The sequence below is a fragment of the Microbulbifer jejuensis genome (genome assembly GCF_047289955.1).
GTDB lineage: Bacteria > Pseudomonadota > Gammaproteobacteria > Pseudomonadales > Cellvibrionaceae > Microbulbifer.
Genome location: NZ_JBLBUB010000007.1, coordinates 127,548 through 152,816, shown reverse-complemented (window position 1 = coordinate 152,816; position 25,269 = coordinate 127,548). Strand labels below are relative to the sequence as shown.

General features: G+C 55.8%; 24 protein-coding genes and 1 pseudogene. 7 read left to right on the top strand and 18 right to left on the bottom strand.

All coding sequences use genetic code 11. The features are described 5' to 3' along the window. Window positions 1-5: 5 nt before the first annotated feature. The 15 genes from atpA to rpmH all read right to left on the bottom strand — a co-directional run bounded on the left by atpA (window position 6) and on the right by rpmH (window position 13,819). Window positions 6-1,550: a F0F1 ATP synthase subunit alpha gene (atpA, locus tag ACL7TT_RS06575; RefSeq protein WP_299946319.1), complete on the bottom strand. Its 1,545-nt coding sequence runs from the start codon at window positions 1,548-1,550 to the stop codon at window positions 6-8. Window positions 1,551-1,599: 49 nt separating this feature from the next. After that, entirely contained in the window at window positions 1,600-2,136 is a 537-nt protein-coding gene (locus ACL7TT_RS06570) for a F0F1 ATP synthase subunit delta (protein WP_299946316.1), read from the bottom strand. A gap of 12 nt (window positions 2,137-2,148) precedes the next feature. Further along, entirely contained in the window at window positions 2,149-2,619 is a 471-nt protein-coding gene (locus tag ACL7TT_RS06565) for a F0F1 ATP synthase subunit B (protein ID WP_299946313.1), read from the bottom strand. A gap of 52 nt (window positions 2,620-2,671) precedes the next feature. Then, the gene (gene atpE, locus ACL7TT_RS06560) at window positions 2,672-2,917 is read right to left on the bottom strand and encodes a F0F1 ATP synthase subunit C (protein WP_020413895.1); all 246 of its coding nucleotides are present in this window, start codon (window positions 2,915-2,917) and stop codon (window positions 2,672-2,674) included. Between the two features lie 66 nt (window positions 2,918-2,983). Continuing rightward, entirely contained in the window at window positions 2,984-3,910 is a 927-nt protein-coding gene (gene atpB, locus ACL7TT_RS06555; protein ID WP_413394096.1) for a F0F1 ATP synthase subunit A, read from the bottom strand. Between the two features lie 45 nt (window positions 3,911-3,955). Beyond that, a complete protein-coding gene (locus ACL7TT_RS06550) occupies window positions 3,956-4,318 on the bottom strand; it encodes an ATP synthase subunit I (RefSeq protein ID WP_413394094.1) in 363 nt (120 codons plus the stop codon). Window positions 4,319-4,520: 202 nt separating this feature from the next. Then, entirely contained in the window at window positions 4,521-5,417 is an 897-nt protein-coding gene (locus tag ACL7TT_RS06545) for a ParB/RepB/Spo0J family partition protein (protein WP_413394092.1), read from the bottom strand. A 12-nt stretch (window positions 5,418-5,429) separates the two neighbouring features. Then, window positions 5,430-6,233: a ParA family protein gene (locus ACL7TT_RS06540; protein WP_413394090.1), complete on the bottom strand. Its 804-nt coding sequence runs from the start codon at window positions 6,231-6,233 to the stop codon at window positions 5,430-5,432. A 111-nt stretch (window positions 6,234-6,344) separates the two neighbouring features. Continuing rightward, a complete protein-coding gene (rsmG, locus tag ACL7TT_RS06535; RefSeq protein WP_413394088.1) occupies window positions 6,345-6,974 on the bottom strand; it encodes a 16S rRNA (guanine(527)-N(7))-methyltransferase RsmG in 630 nt (209 codons plus the stop codon). 78 nt (window positions 6,975-7,052) lie between these two features. Next, on the bottom strand, window positions 7,053-8,942 hold the full coding sequence (gene mnmG / locus ACL7TT_RS06530; RefSeq protein WP_413394086.1) for a tRNA uridine-5-carboxymethylaminomethyl(34) synthesis enzyme MnmG: 1,890 nt from the start codon (window positions 8,940-8,942) through the stop codon (window positions 7,053-7,055). A 957-nt stretch (window positions 8,943-9,899) separates the two neighbouring features. Further along, window positions 9,900-11,276: a tRNA uridine-5-carboxymethylaminomethyl(34) synthesis GTPase MnmE gene (mnmE, locus tag ACL7TT_RS06525; RefSeq protein ID WP_413394084.1), complete on the bottom strand. Its 1,377-nt coding sequence runs from the start codon at window positions 11,274-11,276 to the stop codon at window positions 9,900-9,902. 78 nt (window positions 11,277-11,354) lie between these two features. Then, window positions 11,355-13,028, bottom strand: a complete 1,674-nt coding sequence (gene yidC / locus ACL7TT_RS06520) for a membrane protein insertase YidC (RefSeq protein WP_413394082.1) — start codon at window positions 13,026-13,028, stop codon at window positions 11,355-11,357. Between the two features lie 8 nt (window positions 13,029-13,036). Next, window positions 13,037-13,267 carry a membrane protein insertion efficiency factor YidD gene (yidD, locus tag ACL7TT_RS06515; protein ID WP_299946287.1) on the bottom strand — a complete coding sequence of 77 codons (231 nt, stop codon included), beginning with the start codon at window positions 13,265-13,267 and terminating at the stop codon, window positions 13,037-13,039. Next, window positions 13,264-13,653, bottom strand: a complete 390-nt coding sequence (gene rnpA / locus ACL7TT_RS06510) for a ribonuclease P protein component (RefSeq protein WP_413394080.1) — start codon at window positions 13,651-13,653, stop codon at window positions 13,264-13,266. The genes yidD and rnpA overlap by 4 nt, the downstream gene beginning before the upstream one ends. 31 nt (window positions 13,654-13,684) lie before the next feature. Next, window positions 13,685-13,819, bottom strand: a complete 135-nt coding sequence (gene rpmH / locus ACL7TT_RS06505) for a 50S ribosomal protein L34 (RefSeq protein ID WP_299946282.1) — start codon at window positions 13,817-13,819, stop codon at window positions 13,685-13,687. 481 nt (window positions 13,820-14,300) lie between these two features. On the opposite strand from rpmH, the gene dnaA reads away from it, so the two are divergent. From dnaA to ACL7TT_RS06475, 6 genes are all read left to right on the top strand, one after another. Next, window positions 14,301-15,920, top strand: coding sequence for a chromosomal replication initiator protein DnaA (gene dnaA, locus ACL7TT_RS06500; RefSeq protein WP_413394078.1), 1,620 nt, complete (start codon window positions 14,301-14,303; stop codon window positions 15,918-15,920). 33 nt (window positions 15,921-15,953) lie between these two features. Next, a complete protein-coding gene (dnaN, locus tag ACL7TT_RS06495) occupies window positions 15,954-17,060 on the top strand; it encodes a DNA polymerase III subunit beta (RefSeq protein WP_413394076.1) in 1,107 nt (368 codons plus the stop codon). Window positions 17,061-17,183: 123 nt separating this feature from the next. Beyond that, on the top strand, window positions 17,184-18,290 hold the full coding sequence (gene recF / locus ACL7TT_RS06490; protein WP_413394074.1) for a DNA replication/repair protein RecF: 1,107 nt from the start codon (window positions 17,184-17,186) through the stop codon (window positions 18,288-18,290). Window positions 18,291-18,308: 18 nt separating this feature from the next. Then, the gene (gene gyrB, locus ACL7TT_RS06485; RefSeq protein ID WP_413394072.1) at window positions 18,309-20,729 is read left to right on the top strand and encodes a DNA topoisomerase (ATP-hydrolyzing) subunit B; all 2,421 of its coding nucleotides are present in this window, start codon (window positions 18,309-18,311) and stop codon (window positions 20,727-20,729) included. A gap of 828 nt (window positions 20,730-21,557) precedes the next feature. Next, entirely contained in the window at window positions 21,558-21,797 is a 240-nt protein-coding gene (locus ACL7TT_RS06480) for a hypothetical protein (RefSeq protein WP_301415696.1), read from the top strand. After that, window positions 21,784-22,386 (top strand): zeta toxin family protein, encoded by a 603-nt coding sequence (locus tag ACL7TT_RS06475; protein WP_413394069.1) that lies wholly within the window; start codon window positions 21,784-21,786, stop codon window positions 22,384-22,386. The genes ACL7TT_RS06480 and ACL7TT_RS06475 overlap by 14 nt, the downstream gene beginning before the upstream one ends. A 156-nt stretch (window positions 22,387-22,542) precedes the next feature. On the opposite strand, the pseudogene ACL7TT_RS06470 reads toward ACL7TT_RS06475, so the two are convergent. From ACL7TT_RS06470 to ACL7TT_RS06460, 3 genes and pseudogenes are all read right to left on the bottom strand, one after another. After that, window positions 22,543-23,040: pseudogene (locus ACL7TT_RS06470) on the bottom strand (helix-turn-helix domain-containing protein). 164 nt (window positions 23,041-23,204) lie between these two features. Beyond that, window positions 23,205-23,660, bottom strand: a complete 456-nt coding sequence (locus ACL7TT_RS06465; RefSeq protein WP_413394068.1) for a YybH family protein — start codon at window positions 23,658-23,660, stop codon at window positions 23,205-23,207. Window positions 23,661-23,669: 9 nt separating this feature from the next. Then, window positions 23,670-24,122, bottom strand: coding sequence for a YybH family protein (locus ACL7TT_RS06460; RefSeq protein ID WP_413394066.1), 453 nt, complete (start codon window positions 24,120-24,122; stop codon window positions 23,670-23,672). A gap of 176 nt (window positions 24,123-24,298) precedes the next feature. On the opposite strand from ACL7TT_RS06460, the gene ACL7TT_RS06455 reads away from it, so the two are divergent. Beyond that, entirely contained in the window at window positions 24,299-25,210 is a 912-nt protein-coding gene (locus ACL7TT_RS06455) for a LysR family transcriptional regulator (RefSeq protein ID WP_413394064.1), read from the top strand. The last annotated feature ends 59 nt before the right edge of the window (window positions 25,211-25,269 follow it).

Below are 25,269 nucleotides of genomic sequence, written 5' to 3'. Positions count from 1 at the left end.
GGCGTTTACCAGCTGCTGGTGGCGACAAACTTCTCGATGGCCGCTCTGAACGCAGTATCAATTTCGTCGTTGTAGTTGCCGGTGCTGTTCACCTTCTCCATCAGTTCCGCGTGTTCGCTGTTCATGTAAGCGAGCAGGGCGGCTTCGAAGTCGAGCACCTTTGCCACTTCCACTTCTTTCAGGTAACCCTTGTCGGCGGCGTAAACGGAAACCGCCATTTCAGCAATAGACAGTGGAGAATACTGTTTCTGCTTCATCAGCTCGGTAACGCGCTCTCCGTGATCCAGCTGGGCCTTGGTGGCTTCGTCCAGATCGGAGGCAAACTGGGAGAAGGCCGCCAGTTCGCGGTACTGGGCCAGGGCGGTACGGATACCCCCGGACAACTTTTTGATCACCTTGGTCTGCGCGGCACCACCCACACGGGATACAGAGATACCCGGGTTGATGGCAGGGCGGATACCGGCGTTGAACAGATCGGTCTCAAGGAAGATCTGCCCATCGGTAATGGAAATCACATTGGTGGGTACAAACGCGGAGACATCACCGGCCTGGGTTTCAATGATCGGCAGGGCGGTCAGAGAGCCGGTCTTACCTTTTACCTCGCCGTTGGTGAACTTCTCCACGTACTCGGCGTTGACCCGTGCAGCGCGCTCCAACAGGCGGGAGTGCAAGTAGAAAACATCACCGGGATAGGCTTCGCGGCCGGGCGGGCGCTTCAGCAGCAGGGAGATCTGGCGGTAGGCCCAGGCCTGCTTGGTGAGGTCATCGTACACGATCAGGGCGTCCTCACCACGATCGCGGAAGTATTCTCCCATGGTACAGCCGACGTAAGGCGCCAGGAATTGCATTGCAGCCGGGTCGGCGGCACCCGCGGCAACCACGATCGTGTGATCCATGGCGCCGTGTTCTTCGAGCTTGCGCACCACATTGGCAATGGAGGACTGCTTCTGGCCCACGGCAACGTAGATACACTTAACCCCGGTGCCTCTCTGGTTGATGATGGCGTCGATTGCCACCGCAGTCTTACCGATCTGGCGGTCGCCGATAATCAGCTCGCGCTGGCCGCGGCCGATCGGGATCATGCTATCCACCGCTTTCAGACCGGTTTGCACCGGTTGGTCCACAGACTGGCGGGCGATAACGCCGGGTGCCACCTTCTCCACCGCATCGGTGCGCTTGTTGTTCAGCGGACCCTTGCCGTCGATGGGATTGCCCAGCGCGTCTACGACACGGCCGAGCAGCTCGGGGCCGACCGGGGTTTCCAGGATACGGTCAGTGCATCGGCACTTCTGGCCCTCTGCCAGGCCCTTGTAATCACCCAGGATGACAGCACCGACGGAGTCGCGCTCCAGGTTCAGCGCCATACCGTAAACACCGCCCTCAAACTCGATCATTTCCCCGTACATCACGTCGGCCAGGCCGTGGATGCGGATGATCCCGTCGGAAACGGAAACAATGGTGCCCTCGTTCTGGGCTTCAGTGCGCACATCGAGATTTTCGATGCGGCTTTTGATGATTTCACTGATCTCAGAGGGATTCAGTTGCTGCATGCTCTGTTCCTCAAGTTCCCCGGTGACACCGGCCAGCGGGGAAAGTAATTTAGGAGTTCATCGCCTCGGCGAGCTTGGCCAGACGGCCGCGTACGGTGCCGTCGATGACTGTGTCACCGGCGCGGATGACCGCGCCGCCCAGCAGGCTCTCGTCCACCGCACAGTGCAGATGTATTTCGCGTTCAAACTTCCTGCTGAGTTTTTCGCTCAATACCTGCGTCTGCGCATCGCTGAGGGTTTTTGCAGAGACAACTTCCACCTCGAGGGTGGCTTCCGCCTGCGCCTTCAACGCTTCGAACAGATGGACAATTTCCGGCAGCAGTTGCAGCCGGTGATTCTCCGCCAGCAACCGGATGAAGTTGCTTGCGTGGGCACCGAGTTCATCTGAACAAATCGACAGAAAAGTCTCTGCCCGCTCTTCGCTGGTGAGCTGGGGATTGTCCAGCAGCTCACGCATTTTTTCGCTCTGGCTGACCGCCGCCGCGGTTTCCAGCGCAGCGCTCCAACCGCTGAGGTCGGAGGCCTGCTGCGCATAGCTGAATGCCGCTTTGGCGTAGGGCCGGGCCAGTGTGCTGAGTTCCGCCATGGGGTTCCTCGCTTACAGCTCGGCTGCCAGTTTGTCGATCAGGTCGTCTTGCGCCCGGGCATCGATATTGACCGCGAGAATCTTCTCCGCACCCAGGACAGACAGGGCTGCCACACGGCTGCGCAGTTGTTCTTTGGCACGGTTCACTTCCTGGTCGATCTCCGCCTTGGCCGCCACCTTGAGGCGCTCGCCCTCGGCCAGAGCGGCCTGCTTGGCTTCATCGACAATCTGGTTGGCGCGCTTGTTGGCACCATCGATAATCTCGCCAGCCTGATCCTTGGCTTCCTTCAGCTGCTCGGCCGCCTTGCGCTTGGCCAGTTTCAGGTCTTTTTGCGCGTGTTCGGCATCCGCGAGTCCATTCGCGATCTTCTGCTCGCGCTCTCTCATCACGCCCAAAAGCGGCGGCCAGACAAACTTCCAGCAGAACCAGATGAAAAACAGGAATACGATCGACTGGCCGATTAAAGTCAGGTTGATATTCACACCGACACCTCTTGCTCTTTAAAAGGGGTTAAGGGCAATTGGAACGGCGTAATCAAACCAGACCAGGCGCAACGGCGAAGATCAGGTACATGGCGATACCAACCCCGATCATGGGAACCGCGTCGAGCAGACCGGCCATCAGAAACATTTTGCCCTGCAGCGCCGGGGCCTGTTCCGGCTGGCGTGCAGAGCCCTCCAGTAGCTTGCCGCCCAGGGTGCCGAAACCGATTGCGGTACCCAGTGCGCCCAGACCAATCAGCAGTGCGCTTGCGATATAAACCAGACCTAATGCTTCCATTGTGTTCTCCAAATCAAAGTCAAAGAGTTGTTGTAAAGGTTGGGTAAAAGGTTCTCTGTATAAAACTTATTGGTCGTGCTCGTGCTCGTCATCGCGGTGGTGCGCCATCGCCATATACACGGTGCTCAATACCATAAATACAAACGCCTGCAGGGTGATTACCAGTACATGGAAAATGGCCCAGCCCATATGCATCAGGCCCGCACCAATAAAACCGAGTACGCCCACGCCGAAAACAAGCGCAATCAGGATAAAGATCATCTCGCCGGCATACAGGTTGCCGAACAGACGCAGGCCCAGGGAGATCGGCTTGGCAATCAGGGAAACCGCTTCAAGCAGGAAGTTCACCGGGATCAGCAGGATATCGAAGAACCATTTGCCGGTGTGGAAGGGGTGCAGGGTCAATTCCTTGATAAAGCCCAGCGCCCCCTTTTCGCGGATACTAAAGAAGATCATCAGCGCGAATACCGCCAGGGCCATGCCCAGGGTGGCATTGGGGTCTGTGGTGGGCACCACCTTAAAGAAGAGGTGCTCATTGCCGGAGACCTTGGCGGCCAGCTGTGGCAGCCAGTCCACCGGTACCAGATCCATGAGGTTCATCAAAAACACCCACACAAAGATGGTCAGTGCCATGGGTGCTACCATGCTGTTGCGATGCGGAAAGGTTTCCCGTACCAGTTTGTCGATAAACTCGGTGACAAGCTCCACAAAGCTCTGGAAGCCGGTGGGTTTGTCCACGCGCGCTTTTTTTGCCGCGCGCGCGAACAGGAAACAAAAAATCAGACCGAGGCCCACGGACCAGCCCAGGGTGTCCACATGCAGGGCCCAAAAGCCCATATCCGCGGCCTCCTGGGAGGAGTGCGCCATAGTCCAGGTAGACTCACTGACCACAGTGCCGTCGGCGCGGGTATAGCCGGCCGGCAGCTTGCCGTAGGTCATGTTCTGCAGGTGGTGTTGGATATACGCCGTCGCGGTTTGAGCTTCGCCTGCCATAGTTCCTCAACAATCGTAAAAGTAATAATTCTTTTTCTGTTCCGGCTAGCGCACCATGCGCGCCGCTAGTACCCACTGCACGATCACACAGAGGCCGTAGCTGATAAACAGCGCCGCTGCATTTAACGGTTTAACGGTGGCAAACACCGCTGCAAACCCCGCCAGGGTCAATACAAACTTGCCGGCCTGCCCGCGGTAGAAGTTCCCTACCACCCGCTGGGCCGAGCGCGCGCCGCTGTCGCGAAAGGCATGCCAGCCAAAATAAACGCCGGGCAATGCACACAGGGCACCGCCAATCAGCACAGAGCGCGCCGTCACGGGTTTGCCACTCAAGTACAATACCGCACCGGCCAGCGATACCAGCAGAAGCTGCACCGCGGCGATTCGCAATACCGGGGGTTTCGTCATAGACGGGATAAACCGACTGTTTCTGCGCTGTCCGCCCAAAATTTGGGCGAGCGAATTATAGGAGCAACCGCAGCCGCGATTCAACCGGCAAATGTCGCCAACTTATTTGATTTTCTGGCGATTTTGCCTGGAATTACACATGGAAGTGAGTATTTACAAACAAATGACCTGTACGCCAGGGCGGCGCACATTTTCCCAAGCTTCAATCCTCGGCGTAGCCCAGGTGGGCGAGGATTCCGTCCAGCTCCTCCAGAGTCGTGTATCTGAGCACCAGTCGGCCGCTGCCTTTGTCGTTGTGATTGATCGAGACCGGTACCCCCACTTTCTCCGCCAGACGCTCGCTCAGACGGCGGATATTCGCATCGGGCGGGTTTTTTTCCGGCACTGGGGCCTGCGGCTGCTGCAGGCGGCGCACCAGCGCCTCGGTCTGGCGCACGGTGAGGCTGCGCTCCACCACCTGGCGCGCGGCGGAGCGCTGAGTGGCGCCGGAGAGACCCAGCAGGGCCTTGGCATGGCCCAGCTCCAAATCGCCGCGCTCGAGAAAGGTGCGCACCTCCTCACTGAGGCTCAACAGGCGCAACAGGTTGGTAACCGCGGTGCGCGACTTGCCCACTGCATCGGCCACCTGCTGCTGGGTCAGCTTGAATTCGTCTTGCAGGCGCTTCAGTGCCACCGCCTCTTCGACCGGATTCAGGTCCTCGCGCTGAATATTCTCAATCAGCGCCATGGCGATGGCGGCCTCATCCGAGACATTGCGCAGCAGCGCGGGCACCTTTTCCAGCCCGACCAGTTGGGCGGCGCGCCAGCGGCGCTCGCCGGCAATAATTTCATAGCGCTGCACGCCGGTTGAGCGCACAACGATGGGCTGCATAATGCCCTGGGCACGGATCGAATCGGCCAGCTCCTGCAGGGATTCCTGCGGGAAATCCCGCCGCGGCTGGTAGCGTCCGCGCTGCAGGAACTCAATGGGCAGCTCTTTCAGCTCGCCGTCGGCTACCTCACTGGTGACATCGCCGGTTGCCACGGCGATCGCATCACCGGCATGGTTACTGATCAGGTGCGATAAACCCCGGCCCAGGCCCTTGCGTTTGGCGGACATAGTCGTTACCCCTTATACCACTTCGGCCATCGGGCGGCCTTTGTTGGGTGAGTGATCGCTCTGGCGGCGGGTGATTTCGCAAGCCAGGGCCAGATAGGCGATGGCGCCCTTGGAGTGGCGGTCATGCTCCAGGGCGGGCTTACCGAAACTGGGCGCCTCCGCGAGGCGCACATTGCGCGGGATGCAGGTGCGATACAGGCGCTCGCCAAAAAATTCCTGCAATTGCATGGAGACCTCACTGGTGAGACTGCTGCGCGGATCGTACATGGTGCGCAGTATCCCCTCGATCTTGAGATCCGGATTGGCTGCCTGTTGGATCTGGGTAATGGTATCGATCAGCGCCGACAACCCCTCCAGTGCGTAGTACTCACACTGCATGGGAATCAACACACCCTGGGCGGCGCAGAGGGCATTCACCGTGAGCATATTCAGCGAGGGTGGACAATCGATAATCACATGGTCATAGCGATCAACCAGGCCGCACAGGGCCTGACGCAAGCGGGATTCCCGCCCCTCCATACCGAGCAGTTCCACCTCGGCGGCAGAGAGGTCCCCGTTGCCGGGGATCAGATCAAAACCACTCGCGGTAGTGACAAGGGCCCGCTCTGCCGGCAGCCCTTGTACGAGCACGTCGTAGCCCGACACCTTCAGCTCGTTTTTGTCCACACCGCTGCCCATGGTGGCGTTGCCCTGGGGGTCCAGGTCAATCAGCAATAGCCGTCGTTTGTTGGCAACCAAAGAGGCAGCCAGGTTGACGCAGGTGGTGGTTTTGCCGACCCCTCCCTTCTGGTTGGCTACCGCAAATATCTTGCTCAAGGTTCCCGTCCTTTGTTGTTTCCGCCGACACCGGTTACCAGTGGCGTCAACGGCTGTTGGATTCCCCCGCAGGGCGTGTTCAGGCCGGAGAGGGCCCCAACGGGTGTTCGCTTACTCTGTGCGGCTCAGCAGGATCAGGTGGCGCTCTGCATCACACCCGGGCACCGACAAGCGGTGTACCTGCTCGACCATAATGCCTTTTGGGAGCGCACTCAACTCATCCTCGGGCAGCCTGCCCTTCATGGCGTAAAACCGCCCCCCTGGGGCCAGTAGATGGGCACTGCAATCCACCATATCGGCCACAGAGGCAAAAGCCCTTGAAACAACACCGGCGAAGGGCTGCTCCACGCTAAACTTCTCCACCCGTTCATTGACCACCTGCACATTGTGCAGCGGCAGACTGTTTATTACCTGAAACAGAAAGCGGGTCTTCTTACCATTGCTGTCGAGCAGCGTGATCGAGCGCGCGGGATACACAATAGCGAGTGGAATGCCGGGCAGACCACCGCCGCTGCCCACATCAATCAGGGACCCCGCGCCACAGAGGTTCACGACACTGAGGCTGTCGATAATATGGCGCTCCAGCATCTGCGCCGGATCGCGAATCGCCGACAGATTGTAGGTGCTGTTCCAGCGGGCAAAGAGTGCGAGATACTGAAGCAGTTGGTCCTGCTGTTGGTCGCTCAGTTCCACTGACATCTGCGCCGCAGCCTTGAGCAGGCGCGGGCGAAATTGTTCCATTTGCCGATAAATAGGTATTCCCCCAGTATTCCTGCGAATTCTCTCGCCACAGGGTCCGTGCCCCCTGTGGATAAGGGCTCAGACGGCCCTGTTGCGGGTGAGCAGCCCGCGTTTTTTCAGCTGGATCAGCAGCAGTGAGATGGACGCGGGGGTAACCCCCGGTATCCGCGAGGCCCGCGCCAGCGTATCCGGGCGGGTCTCACCGAGCTTTTGCCTGACCTCCATGGAGAGGCCTGAAATAGCGCTGTAGTCGAAATCCTGCGGAATGGGTGTCTCTTCATAGGCCTGCAGGCGCTCAATTTCTGCGCGCTGGCGATCGATATAGCCGGCGTACTTGGCCGAAATTTCCACCTGCTCGGCAACCCGCTCATCCGCCACCGGTACACCTTTCAGGCTGGCCACATCCATATAGCCCAGTTCCGGGCGGCGCATCAGCTCCATCAAACTGTACTCGCGTGCCAGGGGCCGAGGCAGCTTGGTTTCCACCGCCGCGGCTTGCGGGGTCTTTGGATGCACCCAGGTGTCTTGCAGGCGCTGGGTTTCGCGGACAATGGCCTCGCGCTTGTCGCAAAACGCGCGCCAGCGCGATTCCCCCACCAGGCCCAACGCGCGGCCTTTCTCGGTCAGGCGCAGATCGGCATTGTCCTCGCGCAACAACAGGCGATATTCGGCGCGACTGGTAAACATGCGGTAGGGCTCTTTGGTGCCGCTGGTGATCAGGTCATCCACCAGCACGCCCAGGTAGGCCTCGTCCCGGCGCGGTGACCAGGCTTCGCGCTCCAGGGCCTGCAGGGCGGCATTGGCGCCGGCTAACAGCCCCTGGGCGGCGGCCTCTTCGTAGCCAGTGGTGCCGTTGATCTGGCCGGCGAAGTAAAGCCCCCGAAGCCGTTTGCTCTGCAGGGACGGCAGCAGATCGCGGGGATCGAAGAAATCGTACTCGATGGCGTAGCCCGGGCGAGTGATATGCGCTGTCTCAAACCCTTTGATGGAGTGCACCAGATCGACTTGCACATCGAAGGGCAGACTGGTGGAAATACCGTTGGGGTACAGTTCATTGGTGGTCAGTCCCTCCGGCTCGATAAACACCTGGTGGCTGTCCCTGTCGGCGAAGCGATGCACCTTGTCCTCGATGGACGGGCAATAGCGTGGGCCTACGCCCTCGATTGCGCCGGAGTACATGGGCGAACGGTCCAAACCACCCTGGATAATTTCATGGGTACGGGCATTGGTGTGAGTAATCCAGCAGCAGACCTGGCGCGGGTGCTCATCGCGGCTGCCCAGATAGGACATCACCGGGGTGGGACTGTCTCCCCACTGCGCCTCCAGCGCACTGAAATCCACAGTGCGCGCATCAATCCGGGGCGGGGTGCCGGTTTTTAGGCGCTCGACACGAAAGGGCAGCTCGCGCAGGCGTGCCGCCAAAGCGAGAGAGGGGGGGTCACCGGCGCGACCACCGGTGTGGTTGTCCGTACCGATATGGATGCGCCCGCCCAGGAAGGTGCCGGCCGTCAGGACCACGGTTTTTGCGCGCAAGCGTATACCGGCGCTGGTGACAATACCCACCACCTGCTCCCCTTCGACAATCAGGTCATCGGCAGCCTGCTGGAAAATCTCCAGGTTTTCCTGACACTCCAGTATTGATCGAATCGCAGCCCGGTACAGGGCCCGGTCCGCCTGCGCACGGGTGGCACGCACGGCCGGACCCTTGCGCGCATTGAGGACCCGGAACTGAATTCCCCCCAAGTCAGTGGCCCGGGCCATGGCGCCGCCGAGGGCATCCACCTCCTTGACCAGATGACTCTTGCCGATGCCGCCAATAGCGGGGTTGCAGGACATTTGTCCGAGGGTCTCGATATTGTGGGTCAAGAGGAGGGTGGAAGCCCCCATGCGCGCAGCCGCGAGGGAAGCCTCGGTACCGGCGTGGCCTCCGCCGATCACGATCACGTCATAGGTTTTGGGGAAATCCATACTGGCTCTTGCTGCTCACGGTTACAACCTGGGGCGCACATTTTATAGACAGTTCGTCCCCCCAGCAATTCGTGGCCGACAGATTGCCGTCAATGTCATTCCCTCTGATCGAGGACGGAAACCCGGTGGGGCTGGATCAGTACCGAATCCCCCCCTGTATTCTGTGTAACAGGCCCAGGTTGTTGCGCACATAGCTGTAGTGTCCATCTATCCGGATTCAGAACCAATCTTGTAAATGGGACCGTCTCAATCGGGAGGGGCGAAAGCATTTCTCTGGGTAAGCCAGTATCTTAATTAATAAAGTGAATATATCTCTTAAAGAGAGTATTTAGATATTGTTGTTATTATTGAGTTCGCCACAATCCGGTATAACTTCAGAAAAACATTATAAATCAATAGGGTAAGCGGCATAAAACATAGCCAATAACCTCTTGGTGGAAGGGGGGGTAACCGGGGTAGAGCACTGTGGAAACCCGGGATAACTTTTCGCTGCCTGAGCCACAGGCAATTTTATCCTCAATTGATTGCGGTGTTTTCCAGGTACTTACCCCCTTTATTGTCCACAGTGATGTTTTCCTGACGAAAGGCTGTGGGTATTTGTGCGCATAATATGGCGATAACCCGTGGGCATTTTTCGGGAGGGGATAACTCTGTGTATAGAGCAGCAAAATTCTTGTGTATTTTCCGTGGAGAACACAGTGTCTGTTTTATCCCCAGGAAATGCCTGTTGTAATCAACAGGTTTGTGCAGGGGAAGTTTTCCAGGCGCTGTAAATAGAGTGTCAAGTGGGAGGACGAACCATTAAAAAGGGCAGAAAACCGCAAAAGAGTTGCCTAAATGGGGACAGGTCTGGGAGAAGTCTGTGCACAACCGGTGTAAAAATTGTGTTGAAGGGGCAATAGGCCGGGGTAGGGAAATGGTAGCGATGTGCGGTGGTAAAAAAGACGGTGTGTGTTGCTATTTTCCGATACAGAAGCTGCCAAAAATCTTGCCCAGCAGTGCATCGGCGCTGACAACGCCGGTGATCTCACCAAGTACCTGCTGAGCTTGGCGCAGGTCTTCGGCGAGCAGTTCGCCGGCGCCGCTACTGTGCAACTGCAAAGCGCCCTGTTGGATAAACTCCTGCGCCCGTGCCAGGGCTTCCAGGTGGCGTCTGCGCGCGCTGAAGCAGCCCTCAGCCGCGCCACTAAAGCCAATACTCTGCTTCAGGTGTTCCTTGAGGGCATCCAGTCCCGCGCCGGTCTTGGCGCTGACCGCCAAAACCGGTATGCCTTCGGTGCGGGACTGTAATCCGGCGGTGTAATCGGTGAGGTCAATTTTATTCAATACCAGGGTGAGCCTGTCGGGTTCCGCAAGTTGCCTGGTAAAGGCCGGCCAGGCATCGAGTGGATTCAGGGAGTGCAGCTGCGCGGCATCCATGACCAATAAAACACGGTCGGCCTGGTGAACCTCTTTCCAGGCGCGCTCTATTCCGATCTGTTCCACCCTGTCCGGGGCTTCGCGCATTCCGGCGGTATCGGCAAATTGCACCGGCATGCCATCGATGTGGATATGTTCGCGCAGAATATCCCGGGTGGTGCCGGCGATATCGGTGACGATGGCGGTATCGCGTCCGGCCAGGGCGTTGAGCAGGCTGGATTTGCCGGCATTGGGGGGCCCGGCAATGGCAACATGCATGCCCTCGCGCATAATGGCGCCCTGGCGCGCCTGGGCCGCCACGGCTGTTAATTGTGCCAGCAGTGTCTCAATATCTGCTGCCACCTTGCCGTCGGTGAGAAAGTCGATTTCCTCTTCGGGGAAATCGATGGCCGCCTCCACATAGATGCGCAGTTGGGTGAGGCTTTCCACCAGATCTGCCACCTTTGAGGAGAAGGCACCCTGTAGGGATTGCAGGGCATTGCGCGCCGCCTGGGCACTGCCCGCTTCGATCAGGTCGGCGATGGCCTCTGCCTGGGTCAGGTCGATTTTGTCATTGATGAAGGCGCGCTCGGAGAATTCGCCGGGGCGCGCTTGGCGCGCTCCGAGTGCAATGGCGGCCTTCAGGAGCTGGTCGAGGATGACCGGGCCGCCGTGGCCCTGCAGTTCCACCACATCCTCTCCGGTAAAGGAGTTGGGGCCGGGGAAATACAGGGCGATGCCCTGGTCGATCAGTTGCTCCCCGTGGAAAAAGCTTCGGTAATGGGCGTGGCGCGGTTCGAGCGGGCGATCGCCGCAGATTTGCCCGGCAATTTGTCGGGCAAGTCTGCCCGACAGGCGGATCACGCCGATACCACCGCGCCCGGGCGCGGTGGCAACGGCGGCGATGGTGTCTCGGTTAAGGCTTTGCTGCATCATCGGCTGAGTTTAACTGATGGCAAGGGCACTGGGCCGAATCCGCGGCTCTCATCGGGTAAGTGTGCACTCACACCAAACTCAAATCTTGCCGGTATCCACCTGCTTGTTGATATACCAGGTCTGCGTGATGGTGATCAGGTTATTGGCGATCCAGTAGAGTACCAGCCCTGCCGGAAACCACAGGAAGAAGATGGTCATCATCACCGGCATCAGCTGCATAATGCGCGCCTGGGTGGGATCGGCGGGGGCCGGGTTCAGTTTCTGCATAAACCACATGGAGGCTCCCATCAATACCGGCAGGATAAAGTAAGGGTCCTTTGCCGACAGGTCGTGGATCCAGAAAATCCAGGGGGCATGACGCAGTTCTACGGTTTCAGTCAGCATCCAATAGAGGGCGATAAACACCGGCATCTGCAGCAGGATCGGCAGGCAGCCGCCCATGGGGTTGATCTTCTCGCGGCGGTAGAGTTTCATAGTCTCCTCCGCCAGCTTCTGCCGATTTTCCTTGTATTGCTCCTGCAGCTTTTTCATCTGTGGGGCGAATTTGCGCATGCGCGCCATGGACTTGGTACCCGCCGCAGACAGGGGTAGCAACAGGGTTTTAATAAAGATGGTGAGCAGGATGATCGCCCAGCCCCAGTTGCTGACAATATGCGCCTGGATAAAGTGCAGTACCTGGAACAGCGGTTTGGCAATCCACCAGAGCCAGCCGTAGTCCACGGTTAGCTCTAGACTGGGAGAAATCTCTTCCAGGCGGTAGACATCTTTGGGGCCGGCGTAGAAGGAAGCGCTCAGTTCCCCCTGGGTGGCGGCCGGTATCTGCACCTGTGGCGCAGTAAAGCCCATACGGAACAGCCCGTCGGACAGTTCTTTCAATTCAAAGGTGTTACGTGCATCCTGGGGTGGAATCCAGGCACTGATGAAATAGTGCTGTACCATGGCCACCCAGCCACCTTCGATGGTTTCACGGGTGGGTTTCTCAGCGATTTCCTCGAAATCCTGCTTGAAATAATTCTTCTCAGTGGTGCGTAAAGCCGCACCAAGGAAGGGAGACATACCGAAGCCCATATCTGTAGGGGGCTCACTGCTGTCGCGTTTGATCTGGCCGAACATGGCCGCGGACCAGGGGGTGTTGCTGGTGTTGTCCACCAGGTAGGCGACCTGGATCAGGTAGTCGCCGCGCTTGAAAGTAAAGCGCTTGGTGATATTGGCCCCCTCCTGATGCAGGGTCAGGTCGACAATCAGGGCCTCTTGCCCCTCGGCCAGGGCGTATTGGGTTTTTCCGATTTTGAACAATGGCCGGCCCGTTGCGCTGTCGGTACCGTTCTGACCGATAAGGCCACTCTGCGCGATATAGGTATGGTAACGGGTCTGGTTGAGCAGGATCAGCGGTTGATCCGGGGTATCCTGCTTCTGTTCGAACTGGCGCAGGGCCACTTTAACGATATCGCCACCGCGGGGATTGATAAGCAGGTCAAAAACGTCGGTGGTGACCTGAATCAGTTTACGCTCAGTGTCATCTGTGTCGGTTGCGGCCTGTGCCGGTGCCTGGGACTGCAGCTGGGGTACATCGCTCTCCCCGCTGCCGCTTTGATTCTCTGGAAGCGTGTTGTCGGCCTGCCCGGGGCTGTGCACAATGGTCTCGCGGTCTACCGCAGGGGTATGCTGCTCTTTAAACGTATTCCACTGGAAAGCCAGGGCCAGGAGAACAGCAGCAATTCCCCCCATCAGCGTATAGCGTTGCCAATCCATTTTGTTACCTAAACAGAGTTATTGTGTCTGGGGGGGACCGGGTCCAACCCACCGGGGTGCCAGGGGTGGCATTTTATAAGGCGCCGCACGGTTAAATAACCCCCTATTGTGGCTCCATGTGTTGCAATGGCCTCCTCGGAATACCGGGAACAAGTGGGGTAGAAACGGCATTGGTTACCGACCCAGGGGCTGGCCAGGTAGCGGTATGCATGTATTAGCTTGATAAGCACCCATTTCATGGCTTTTGTTGTGCCTGGTGGTGGGCGCGCTTGGCCAGTTTGCGCCAGAGCTTGTTGAGCAGTTTTGCCAGAGCGGCCTTGTCCAGGTCCCCGACCCCGGGGCGAGCCAATACCACGGTATCCAGCGGCGGCAGCTGGTGTTGCTGCAGGCGGAAAGTCTCCCGGCTAATACGCTTTATCTGATTGCGGTCGGTGGCGTTGCGCACATGCTTCTTGGCGATCACCAGGCCGAGACGCGGGTGTCCCAGTGTATTGGGGCGGGCGAGAATTAACAGGTGCGGATGTGCTGAGCGCACAAGATTGTCATTGAATACACTGCGGTACTGCGCAGCATTGAGCAGGCGCAGCGCCTTGGCAAATCCGAAGTCGCTGCGCATCTGCTGCATAGGGGGATCTCTGGACTAAAGAGAAGCGGTCTTATGCAGACAGGACTTTGCGGCCTTTGGCGCGGCGGCGGGCGAGAATTTTGCGGCCATTTTTTGTTGCCATACGTGCGCGGAAACCATGCGTGCGTTTGCGCTTCACGTTGCTGGGTTGAAATGTGCGTTTCATAGTCTTACTACCTGAGACTTTGTGTTCGAAATTTCTCGGGACCTTTTCCGGGAGTTCGACCCGGTACCCGCGACAGAAGAGCCGGCGCTACGCGCTGCGAAGGTCGCGGATTGTATAGAAAGCCAGCAGTGAAAGCAACGCGATGGCCGCGAATTAATTGCTGGTGTTTTTTCACTCTCCACAACAAGTCATTGAGGTAATTGGAGTATCTCATGATGCCCACTGATTGACCCCAAGATACACACAGGCTCTTGTGGATAAGTTTGTCGGGGTTGGAATCTGCTTGCTCATTTGTTGTGCAACTAACTGATTGTACGGGCTTTTTCCACGCGGGTTTTTTCACGCTGGCGGTCTTTCTTGTGGATAACCCAGCGACGAAAAGATATACTGCATCGATCTTGTTTGACGGCAACGGGCACTTTCTGCCCCGGCCTTGCCGTCTTCCCTTGGTCTTATCGTATTGGGGTTTTTGGGGGTTTTCTTGACTGAATCCGTTTGGAAGCAGTGCGCGGGCTGCTTACAGGACGAGCTGCCATCGCAACAGTTCAACACCTGGATCAGGCCACTGCGCGTCAACCCCGGGTGCGTGGAGGGCGAGTTGCGCCTGATTGCTCCGAATCGATTTGTTCTGGATTGGGTTGGCGATAAATTCCTGAGCCGTATCCGGGAACTGGTGTATCAGCTCTCCCCCGCTCAGCCACTGCAGGTGGCCCTGGAAATCACAGCCCGACGCCCAGCCCGCTTTCAGCGCACCCGGGTTACGCCAGAGGCGGAGGCGGCCCCGGTGCAGACGTCTCTAGAAATGCCTGGGTCAGTGCCAGCAGCCCGGGTTTCTGAGACTGCCACAGGGATGACTGCAGCCCCGCCTGAGAGATTGACGGCCAGGGCGCCTTACCAGCCGTCCCAGGAGGGCTTTGGAAGCCGTGGCGGAAGTGCTTCGTATCCGGTGGTGAAGGCCGAGGAGGCGGTTGGAGAAAAGGCGCCGACCGACCCGCGTCCCCCGGCCAGGACCAATCTGGCGTGTTCAGCGCCCTCAAATCCGCCCGCGCGACAGGTGGAAGGGGTGGGGGGCATCAGGAGCGGCAGTTCCCTCAATCGCAACTTTACTTTCAAGTCCTTTGTGGAGGGCAAGTCCAATCAACTTGGGCTGGCTGCAGCCCAGCAAATATCCGAAAATCCTGGTGGCGCCTATAACCCCCTCTTTATCTACGGCGGTGTGGGCCTGGGCAAGACGCACCTGATGCATTCGGTGGGCAACGCGCTGTTGGAGCGCAATCCAAACGCCAAAGTCGTCTATCTGCACTCTGAGCGCTTTGTGGCAGATATGGTGAAAGCGTTGCAGCTCAATGCAATCAGCGATTTCAAACGCTACTATCGCTCGGTAGATGCCCTGCTGATTGACGATATCCAGTTCTTTGCCAAGAAAGAGCGCTCCCAGGAGGAGTTTTTTCACACGTTTAACGCGCTGCTGGAGGGTGGACAGCAGATTATCCTCACCTGCGACCGCTACCCCAAGGAGATCGATGGCCTTGAGGAGCGGCTTAAATCCCGCTTCGGTTGGGGACTTACGGTGGCGGTGGAGCCGCCGGAACTGGAAACCCGGGTTGCCATATTAATGAAGAAGGCGGAGCAGTTCGGTGTGGAACTGCCCCACGACTCTGCCTTCTTTATTGCCCAGCGTATCCGCTCCAATGTGCGCGAACTCGAAGGCGCACTGCGACGTGTGATCGCCAACGCCCAGTTTACCGGACGGCCTATCGATGATGGACTGGTGCGCGAGGCGCTCAAAGACTTGCTCGCCCTGCAAGACCGATTGGTCAGTGTGGATAATATTCAGCGGGTTGTGGCCGAGTATTACAAGATCAAGGTGTCAGACCTGCTCTCCAAACGGCGCAGCCGATCCGTGGCGCGACCGCGTCAGGTCGCCATGTCCCTTGCCAAGGAGTTGACCAATCACAGCCTTCCGGAGATCGGTGATGCGTTTGGCGGGCGGGACCATACAACGGTTTTACACGCCTGCCGCAAGATTCGCGAGCTGCAGGGCTCCGACGCGGATATCTGCGAGGATGTTAAATTGCTGACAAGGTCCCTGACCACTTAATTGAATAACTGACAAAACAAGGCGAAATTACCGATGAAATTCTCTGTGAGCCGGGACGCCCTACTCAAGCCGTTACAACTGGTAGCCGGGGTTGTTGAAAAGCGCCAGACCCTGCCGGTCCTGGCCAATGTATTAATGCAATTGAGTGATCGGGAGCTCTCCCTGACCGGCACCGATCTAGAGGTGGAAATTGTCGGTCGCCTGGCGGTTGGGGAGGTGGAACTGGAAGGCGAGGTTACAGTGCCCGCGCGCAAGCTGCTGGATATCTGCCGCTCTCTCCCGGATGGCGCAGAGCTGCATCTTGAATGTGACGGTGAGCGTCTGGTACTGCGCAGCGGGCGCAGCCGTTTTCAATTATCCACACTGCCTGCGGCGGATTTTCCCAACCAGAAGGAAACCAGTGCCCAGACCCAGTTTGAGATTTCCCAGGGAGAGATCCACCGGCTGATTGAAGCCACCGGCTTCGCCATGGCCCAGCAGGATGTGCGCTACTACCTGAACGGATTGTTGCTGGAGTGTCGTCCGCAGCAACTGCGCGCCGTGGCCACCGATGGCCACCGACTGGCGCTGTGTGACCGGGACGCACCTGGGCTGAATGTCTCTGCGCCGATTCAGGCGATTGTGCCGCGCAAGGGGGTGCTGGAGCTGGGCCGTCTGCTGGAAGACAGCGAGGTGCCGGCGCAGGTAGTCCTGGGGAACAACCATATCCGCGTGGCCTGTGGCCAGTTCACCTTTACCTCCAAGCTGGTGGATGGCAAATTTCCGGATTATGAGCGCGTGCTGCCCCGGGATACCGGCAATGTGGTTTTCGCCAATCGCCAGGAGCTGCGGCAGGCTTTCTCCCGCGCAGCCATCCTGTCCAACGAGAAGTACCGTGGTGTTCGCCTGCAGTTGGCGGAGAGCCTGTTGCAAATTGTGGCGAATAATCCGGAGCAGGAGGAGGCGGAAGAGCAGATAGAGGTAGACTACGTGGGAGAACCTTTGGAGATAGGCTTTAATGTGTCCTACCTGCTGGATGCAACCAGTGCCATCCACAGTGATCAGATACGGATCAGCCTGGCGGATGCCAACAGCAGTGCACTGCTACAGCAACCGGAGGAGGGTGACGCCCTCTATGTGATTATGCCGATGCGTTTGTAGTGGGAGCACCAGTGTCGTTTGTCCTGACAATATTGAACCCGCTGCAATGATTGATACCGCGGTTCTTGTGCTTGGCAGCCTCCTGCCCGGGGTATGCCCAGTTTCCCCTGTGGGAAGGTGCCAATGGCGCTGACCCGCCTTCTGGTGTCCGGTTTCCGCAATATCCGCCATGCCGAACTGGTGCTGGAACCGAAGGTAAACCTGTTTTGCGGCCCCAATGGCGGCGGTAAGACCTCTTTGCTGGAGGCGGTGCATATGCTCGCCACCGGCCGCTCTTTTCGCTCCCGCCAGCACCGCTCTGTCATTCAGCACAGCAGCCGGGGGCTCACGGTCTTCACTCAGTTGGAAACAGGCTACAGCCTGGGAGTTGAACGCCTCAGCGACGGCAGTGGTCGGGCGAGAATCAACCAGAGGCCCGCCGAGTCCAGCTCCCAACTGGCCAGCTGCCTCCCCCTGCAGCTGATTAACAGTAACAGTTTTGCCGTTCTGGATGGTGGGCCGGGCGTGCGCCGCCGCCTTCTGGATTGGACAGTGTTCCACGTGGAACCTAATTTTGCCCGGGAGTGGAAAAACTATCAAATCGCGCTGCGACAGCGAAACGCGCTGTTACGTCGTGGTAAAATCGCTGTGGATGCCATTACTGCCTGGGAAAAGCAACTGGCACAGAGTGGTGAGCGGGTAAATACCCTGCGTCAGGGACACTTCGGTGAATTTCAGTCCGCGGTGTCGGCACTCTTATCGGAGCTGCCCGGAGGGCTGCCAGGATCTGTTGAAATCAGTTTTCGGCGCGGCTGGCGCAAGGAGACCGATCTGCACACAGCCCTGCAGGAGTCTCGCGAGGGGGATTTTTCCCTGGGCCATACACGCATTGGTCCGCACAGGGCAGATATACGATTCACCCTGGCCGGAGAAGCTGTGCAGCATATTTTATCCCGTGGTCAACAGAAGATGTTGGTCTGTGCTGTGCGTACAGCCATGGCGCAGTTGGTCAGTTGCCACCGGGCGCAGCCGGTATTCCTGGTGGATGACCTGCCGGCAGAGCTGGATGAAACCAACCAGCAGGTATTTGCCCGCTGGGTCAGCCGTTGCGCCAGCCAGGTTCTTGTTACCGGAATTGAAGAGGGCACGACGAGCCGGCCATGGCAACAGCTCGATCCCCCCTGGAATTGTCCGAAAGTGTTCCACGTGGAACATGGGAATATCAGTGCCGAACCATCGGCCGCACTATAAGTTGAATGGAGCGAATCAATGTCAGAGCAGCAAAGCTATGACTCTAGCAGTATCAAGGTACTCAAAGGCCTGGATGCGGTGCGCAAGCGCCCCGGTATGTATATTGGCGATACCGATGACGGCACAGGTCTGCACCACATGGTATTCGAGGTGGTCGATAACTCCATCGACGAAGCGCTGGCTGGCCATTGTGATGAGATCCGCATAACCATTCACCCGGATGAATCCATCTCGGTAGCCGATAATGGCCGCGGTATCCCCACGGAAATCCATTCGGAAGAGGGGGTTTCCGCTGCAGAAGTCATTATGACCGTGCTGCACGCCGGCGGAAAGTTCGATGACAACACCTACAAGGTCTCCGGCGGTCTGCATGGCGTGGGCGTCTCGGTAGTGAACGCCTTATCGGAAGAGCTGAAGCTGACCATCCGCCGCGCCGGCAGGATTTACGAGCAGACTTACCACGAGGGTGTGCCCCAGGCGCCGCTGGCAGTGGTAGGGGAAACGGATGTCACCGGTACCACTGTGCATTTTAAACCCTCCGCAAAAACCTTCAGCAATATCGAGTTCCACTTCGATGTATTGGCCAAGCGTCTGCGGGAGCTGTCTTTCTTGAACTCTGGTGTGCGCATCGTATTGAAGGACGAGCGCAGTGGCAAAGAGGAAGTGTACGAGTATGAGGGTGGTCTAAGGGCCTTTGTGGGGTTTCTCAACCAGAACAAGACGCCGATCAATAAAGTCTTGCATTTCATTAGCCAGCGGGAGGACGGCATCGCCGTGGAAGTGGCCCTGCAATGGAATGATAGCTTCCAGGAAAGCATTTTCTGCTACACCAACAATATTCCCCAGCGCGACGGTGGGACCCACCTGGCGGGCTTCCGTACCGCCCTCACCCGCGGCCTGAACAGCTATATCGAAAGGGAAGGCCTGGGCAAGAAGGACAAGGTGAACACCACCGGCGATGACGCCCGCGAAGGTCTCACCGCGATTATTTCTGTGAAAGTGCCGGACCCCAAATTTTCTTCCCAGACCAAAGACAAACTGGTTTCCTCCGAAGTGAAGCCCGCAGTCGAGCAGGAGATGGGAAAGCATTTTAGCGACTACCTGCTGGAGAACCCGCAGGAAGCCAAGTCTGTTGTCACCAAGATGATCGATGCCGCCAAGGCCCGCGAAGCGGCGCGCAAGGCCCGCGAGATGACCCGCCGCAAGGGTGCCCTGGATATTGCCGGTCTGCCCGGCAAGCTGGCCGATTGCCAGCAAAAGGACCCTGCGCTATCAGAAATTTACCTGGTGGAGGGAGACTCCGCCGGCGGTTCCGCCAAACAGGGCCGCGATCGCCGAACCCAGGCGATCCTGCCACTCAAGGGCAAGATCCTCAACGTGGAAAAAGCGCGTTTCGACAAGATGCTCTCCAGTGCCGAGGTGGGTACCCTGATCACCGCGTTAGGCTGTGGTATCGGTAAAAGTGAGTTCAACCCGGACAAGCTGCGCTACCACAGCATTATTATCATGACCGATGCGGATGTGGATGGTGCGCATATTCGTACACTGCTGCTCACCTTCTTCTTCCGCCAGATGCCGGAACTGATCGAGCGCGGGCATATCTATATCGCCCAGCCGCCCCTGTATAAGATTTCCAAAGGCAAGCAGGAGCAGTACCTGAAGGATGAGGCGGCTTTAACCCAGTTCCTCACCAACGCCGCCCTGGAAGGTGCCACGCTGTACGTTAACCCGCAAGCGCCCGGCTTGTCTGGCCAGTCTCTGGAGGGCCTGGTGGGTGAATACCGCAGTGTACAGGCTACAATCGAGCGCCTGTCGCGTCTCTACCCGGAAGAAGTACTGCGCAACATGATTTATCTGCCCAAGCTCTCCCAGGAACAACTGCAGTCCCAGGAGGCCATGGCGACCTGGTGCAATCAGCTACAGGCAAAGCTCGCCGATGAAGAAAGCGGCGGTAGCCGCCGCCACGAAGTGAGCGTGCACGAGAATACCGAACGCGGCTTATTCCTGCCCCATATCCACGTGGTGGCCCACGGTGTTGGAGATGACTATCAGGTCAACCATGAATTCTTCGATTCTGCGGAGTACGCTTCCCTCTGTGCCCTGGGTGAGAAAATGGTGGGCCTGCTGGAAGAGGGCGCCTTTATTCAGCGCAACGAAAAACAGCATGCGGTGGACAGCTTTCCGGAAGTGATGGACTGGCTGATGAATGAGAGCCGCCGTGGCTATGGTATCCAGCGCTATAAGGGGCTGGGGGAAATGAACCCGGAACAGCTGTGGGACACCACCATGGACCCGGAGAGCCGCCGTATGCTGCAGGTAACCGTGGAAGACGCCATCGCCGCCGACCAGATCTTTACCACCCTGATGGGCGACCAGGTGGAGCCGCGCCGGGAGTTTATCGAGAGTAATGCTCTGGCGGTAGAGAATTTGGATGTATAGTGCTGTTTGAATGTGGGCGTGGGATCTCATAATTCGTGAACTGGGACTGATCTGCAAAGAAAAAAATCTGAACGAGATCACAATTGCACGATTTTTAAAATGGGCGGGGGGAAAACGATGGTTTGTACAAAAGTATGAATAAGCCCTTCAAAGCAATATGATCGATATATTGAGCCTTTCTTGAGAGGAGGCTCTGTCTTTCTGTTAGGTTCCATGCTAAGTCTGGACAGCAATCGGTTGTTACGGTGCCGATGCCAGTGCCAGCGACTTACTTCCAAGGCTTTTACACCGCATTAGCCAATCGTCACAGCTAGAAATGGATGCGATAGGACTTACGATGAAGGTCAGTGGGCGGGCCGCTCATGTACTGTCTAATCGAGATAAGCGGCGATAACTATCATGTCATCAGAAAGAGTTGCCAGGAGGAGCTTCTCGCAGAGTAATCTAGCAAACCACTACGCATTGTGATTAATCAGGATCAGTTTGGTCGAGGGTGAGCATCCCGCCAGCGAAGAGCAAGAGTTTCTCCGCACCCTTCAGTCAGTAGCTGCTGATAGCTGAGCCCAGGGAAATTGGAGGCTTAAGGATCATGCAATGTCCAACGTGTAATGGGTTCATTAGCCGAGATTGGCTGCACAGCAATTATATTGAAGCCAACGACGAATTTACGTGTCCTACCTACAAGGAAGAGCTACGACTTATTGAGGATGGAGTACCCACGGGTCAGGAGCGCCTTCTAATTTGAGGGAATACACTACGTAACAATCGCTGGCGACGGGTTTTCCATGCGAGTAAGATTAGAGGTAGGGAAAATGATGGAGGTCAATTATGGCTAAGACGCCCTCAAAAAAGGACGAGTTCAAACTTAGAGATTTCAGCGAAGTATCGACAGCTGAGATTGCCGATATAGCCCGAAAGGCTGGACAAGAGGCCCGCCAGGAATCGCTGGATGCTGGCTGTGAGGTCGTGAGCGAAGACGAGCAAGGTCGGACAGTTATTACCAAGAAATTGCCAGATGGAACTGAAGAACGGATAGTCCAGGGAGAGACTAAAGATGGCGGAGAGTAAGCCAAGGATGATTTTGATTGCCGGACCAAACGGATCAGGCAAAAGTACGCTCACGAATAAACTGATGTCCGAAGGGCTGGACTTTGGAATTTATATAAATCCTGATGAGATCGCAGCGCGACTCCACGGGAGTGACCTCGAAAGGGTAAAGAAGGCCCAGAAGATAGCTGAATCCCAACGTAATAATCTCCGCCAGACAAAAACAAGTCACTCCTTCGAGTCGGTGATGAGTCACCCGAGCAAGATCGAATACATGGTGCAGGCGAAAGCGGACGGCTTTGATGTCATGCTTTTGTTTGTTGGAATTAACGACCCAAAGAAGAACGTGGCCCGTGTAGCTGACCGAGTAAAAAAAGGCGGTCACCCTGTGCCGGTAGACAAGATCATATCTCGTTATAAGAGAACCATGGATATGTTGTTCGACGCTGCAATGACGGCCAACCATGCCCTCATCTTTGACAACACCTCTGAAGATGGGATAAAACTGGTGGCTGAGGTGAAAAATAGAGACCTGGTTAGCTATGTTGATGGTACTCCGTGGGTGAAAACTTACTTCATGGATAAGTACAATAACCAAGACTCCTGGTAGTGTCGCCATGTAACTGAGCTGGTTGTCACTAAGCGTAAGCGTGGTATAACTTTTTTAGGCGGAGCCTCGCATTTTTCAGAGTGGGGGGTCATTTTGGTAGTTCAGACTTGCTCTGACAGTTACCGGTTTTTCTGACGGTGCTCTGTCAGGTCAGGTTCAGTTCACGAACTTTTCCATCCAGATCTTTTTGCCATCTTCAAGCGTTTGTACAGGCGTACGGACACAGCACTTTTTTGCCTTGGTGGGTTAGTTCATTATTGTAATAATTGAGCCATTCGTCTAGATCCATCTGTAGCTCCTCCAACGAGCCATAAATCTTGCGTCGTAGTGACGGCTGATAAAATTCCTGCAGAATAGTCTTGTGAAATCGCTCACAGATACCATTCGTTTGTGGGTGCCGGACTTTCGTTTCGTATGTTCAATCTCACTCACTCGGTCATTCAGAAGGTCTGCACGGTTCTTGTGATTTGGCACCCGCCGGTTCTTCTTCGGCAGGGCGTTCACGCCGCCGCTGGATACGGCTTCTTTGTAACGATAGAAGGTGTCTCGCGATACGCCGAGCATCTTGCAGGCTTTGAAGATATTGCCGAGTTCTTCCGCCAGATTGAGCAGACCGGTCTTGTGTTTAATGATGCGATCGTTAGTATGAATCATGGGGTTTATCCTTGGTTTTGGTTTCAGGTTTCGTCACCTTCATCAAAACCGGTAAACCCCCCTCTTTTTAATGAAGTGTGTCAGATTTGGTCTGAACTAATCCATTTTATCATAACCCAAGCTACAAGCATTCATGTAACTTGAACGGATTACAAAGAAGTTGCTCATTCTTCACGCGAAGGATCTTCATTCCAGGTATCAATGTGAATAAGCCATTCACCGGCCTTATTGCGTTTGAGTACAAGGGTGTAATTTCCAGTGTATGTTTTCAGTTCATTGTTCTCATTAGGTAAATCAAGCGAATACTTGCCATTCATCCAAGCAAGATTTCCTTCTCCCCCGAATTCTAAAACCTCTAATTTATTATTTTGCAAGCCGGCATCAAAAAGTTTTTGAATGTCTTCCTGAATTGCTTTACGCCCTTCAATACGTGATCCATCTGGAGCAAGTCGAATAGCATTTTCAGTAAATAAATTTGCATAGCCTTCCGCATCATGAGCGTTATACATATCTTGAGATTTTTTATCAGCTGCCCGAAGTTCACTCTCAAGATCGCCAGCCAAGACACTTAAAGGCACGACCAATAGGGTTATAAAAAAAGTTGCAATTAATGTTTTCATCTTTTCTCCTTATTCTTCAGGTGCATCATCATTCCACGTGTCAACACGAATGCGCCACACTCCATCACTATCGCTCTCATACACGATGGTGTAATTTCCAGTAAACGTACTTATTTCATTTTCACCAGTCGGCACATCAATTGAGTATGTTCCAATTGACCAGGCAATATCCCCTTGACCGTTCACATCGGTAAGTTCCAATTTGACATTGGTGACACCCACGTCAACTGCGTCCTGAAAACTTTTCTGAATAGCTTCCCGTCCTTCAATACGCGATCCATCCGGCGGTAACCGCACTCCATCGTGGGCATACATCTTTGCGATACTTGCGGCATCACCTGTGTTTTGCAGTTGCTGGACTTTAGCATCGATGGCCCGAATTTCAGCCTCCAGGTCACCAGCCAAAACAGCCGTTGGCATGATTAAGAGCGATAAGAATGAAGTTACGATAAGTTTTATCATCTGATTTTTCCTAACATAGTCACGATAAATCAAACCATATTCGACAATAGTTAAATGGATTGTTGATGGTTTATATGAGATTTCAGCAACTAGGCTATCATGCTAGAATGTTAGCTTAAATATAGATTTACCTAATTGATCGTTAGGTATTAGTTAACAGAGGTCAGATCGAAAAAATGAACGGATCTACCTATAATCAACTAAAATTCTTTATCACCATCGCCAACGAAGGTGGAATTAGAGGTGCTGCGCGTAAATTGGAGGTGGCTCCTCCTTCTGTTAGCCAGTCGCTGAAGCAATTGGAACAACATCTCGGGTTGCTGTTGTTTAACCGATCCTCTCGCCACATGGAGCTTACCGAAGCAGGTCGAATGTTGTTCGAGCAGTCGCAGCCGATGATTGAAGCGCTAGCTTACACATTAGAAAGCGTTGGTGACTTAAGTAACAAGCCGAGCGGTAAGGTTAGATTGACGGTTCCTCGTTTGACATACGAGCTATTAATAAAGCCGATATATATAGAGTTTTGCCAAGCCTACCCTCTAATACAACTTGAACTTTCAATTTCGGATGCAGCCATTAACTTGATTGAAGAAGGTTTTGATGCGGGTATTCGTATGGAACATCAATTGGAGGAGGGTATGGTGTCGCTACCCTTATCGCCACCTATGGAAGAAGCATTGTTTGTGTCTGAAGAGTATATTGAGCGATTTGGTTTGCCAGCCTCGCCTGAAGATTTATTGCATCATCGTTTAATCCAATATCGATTTACTACTTCTAATGAGCTAGCCCCATTGATTTTGTTTGACAAGGGTAAACAGATAGAGGTCAAAATGCCCTCGGTAATGATTACGAATGATTCGCACCTGGTGATTGATGCTGCTGAAAAAGGGTTGGGCATTGGGCGTGTATTCGCTCCATGGGTAAAAGAGCAATTTGCGGACGGTCGCTTAAAGCCTATTTTAAAAGGCTATTGGCACAGCTATCCTGGATTGCATCTTTATTTTCCACCTGGATCGCAAAAAGCGAAAAGAATCCGAGTTCTCATAGATTTCCTTCGGGCTAGAGCGGTTCGAAAGTGGCCCTCATAACGTCAGATCTTGGCACAGAGTAATATACAATATAATGTGGTAGTTCAGGCTTGACCCGA

What these genes read in the sequence shown, in the direction of transcription:
- ACL7TT_RS06475 (WP_413394069.1), top strand. Translation starts at nt 21,784, where the DNA reads ATGGCGGAGAGTAAGCCAAGGATGATTTTGATTGCCGGACCAAACGGA.
- rpmH (WP_299946282.1), bottom strand. Translation starts at nt 13,819, where the DNA reads ATGAAACGCACATTTCAACCCAGCAACGTGAAGCGCAAACGCACGCAT.
- ACL7TT_RS06480 (WP_301415696.1), top strand. Translation starts at nt 21,558, where the DNA reads ATGGCTAAGACGCCCTCAAAAAAGGACGAGTTCAAACTTAGAGATTTC.
- ACL7TT_RS06545 (WP_413394092.1), bottom strand. Translation starts at nt 5,417, where the DNA reads ATGTCCGCCAAACGCAAGGGCCTGGGCCGGGGTTTATCGCACCTGATC.
- gyrB (WP_413394072.1), top strand. Translation starts at nt 18,309, where the DNA reads ATGTCAGAGCAGCAAAGCTATGACTCTAGCAGTATCAAGGTACTCAAA.
- ACL7TT_RS06550 (WP_413394094.1), bottom strand. Translation starts at nt 4,318, where the DNA reads ATGACGAAACCCCCGGTATTGCGAATCGCCGCGGTGCAGCTTCTGCTG.
- atpA (WP_299946319.1), bottom strand. Translation starts at nt 1,550, where the DNA reads ATGCAGCAACTGAATCCCTCTGAGATCAGTGAAATCATCAAAAGCCGC.
- mnmE (WP_413394084.1), bottom strand. Translation starts at nt 11,276, where the DNA reads ATGATGCAGCAAAGCCTTAACCGAGACACCATCGCCGCCGTTGCCACC.
- dnaN (WP_413394076.1), top strand. Translation starts at nt 15,954, where the DNA reads ATGAAATTCTCTGTGAGCCGGGACGCCCTACTCAAGCCGTTACAACTG.
- recF (WP_413394074.1), top strand. Translation starts at nt 17,184, where the DNA reads ATGGCGCTGACCCGCCTTCTGGTGTCCGGTTTCCGCAATATCCGCCAT.
- ACL7TT_RS06465 (WP_413394068.1), bottom strand. Translation starts at nt 23,660, where the DNA reads ATGAAAACATTAATTGCAACTTTTTTTATAACCCTATTGGTCGTGCCT.
- atpE (WP_020413895.1), bottom strand. Translation starts at nt 2,917, where the DNA reads ATGGAAGCATTAGGTCTGGTTTATATCGCAAGCGCACTGCTGATTGGT.
- ACL7TT_RS06570 (WP_299946316.1), bottom strand. Translation starts at nt 2,136, where the DNA reads ATGGCGGAACTCAGCACACTGGCCCGGCCCTACGCCAAAGCGGCATTC.
- yidD (WP_299946287.1), bottom strand. Translation starts at nt 13,267, where the DNA reads ATGAAATGGGTGCTTATCAAGCTAATACATGCATACCGCTACCTGGCC.
- atpB (WP_413394096.1), bottom strand. Translation starts at nt 3,910, where the DNA reads ATGGCAGGCGAAGCTCAAACCGCGACGGCGTATATCCAACACCACCTG.
- ACL7TT_RS06460 (WP_413394066.1), bottom strand. Translation starts at nt 24,122, where the DNA reads ATGATAAAACTTATCGTAACTTCATTCTTATCGCTCTTAATCATGCCA.
- rsmG (WP_413394088.1), bottom strand. Translation starts at nt 6,974, where the DNA reads ATGGAACAATTTCGCCCGCGCCTGCTCAAGGCTGCGGCGCAGATGTCA.
- mnmG (WP_413394086.1), bottom strand. Translation starts at nt 8,942, where the DNA reads ATGGATTTCCCCAAAACCTATGACGTGATCGTGATCGGCGGAGGCCAC.
- rnpA (WP_413394080.1), bottom strand. Translation starts at nt 13,653, where the DNA reads ATGCAGCAGATGCGCAGCGACTTCGGATTTGCCAAGGCGCTGCGCCTG.
- ACL7TT_RS06455 (WP_413394064.1), top strand. Translation starts at nt 24,299, where the DNA reads ATGAACGGATCTACCTATAATCAACTAAAATTCTTTATCACCATCGCC.
- yidC (WP_413394082.1), bottom strand. Translation starts at nt 13,028, where the DNA reads ATGGATTGGCAACGCTATACGCTGATGGGGGGAATTGCTGCTGTTCTC.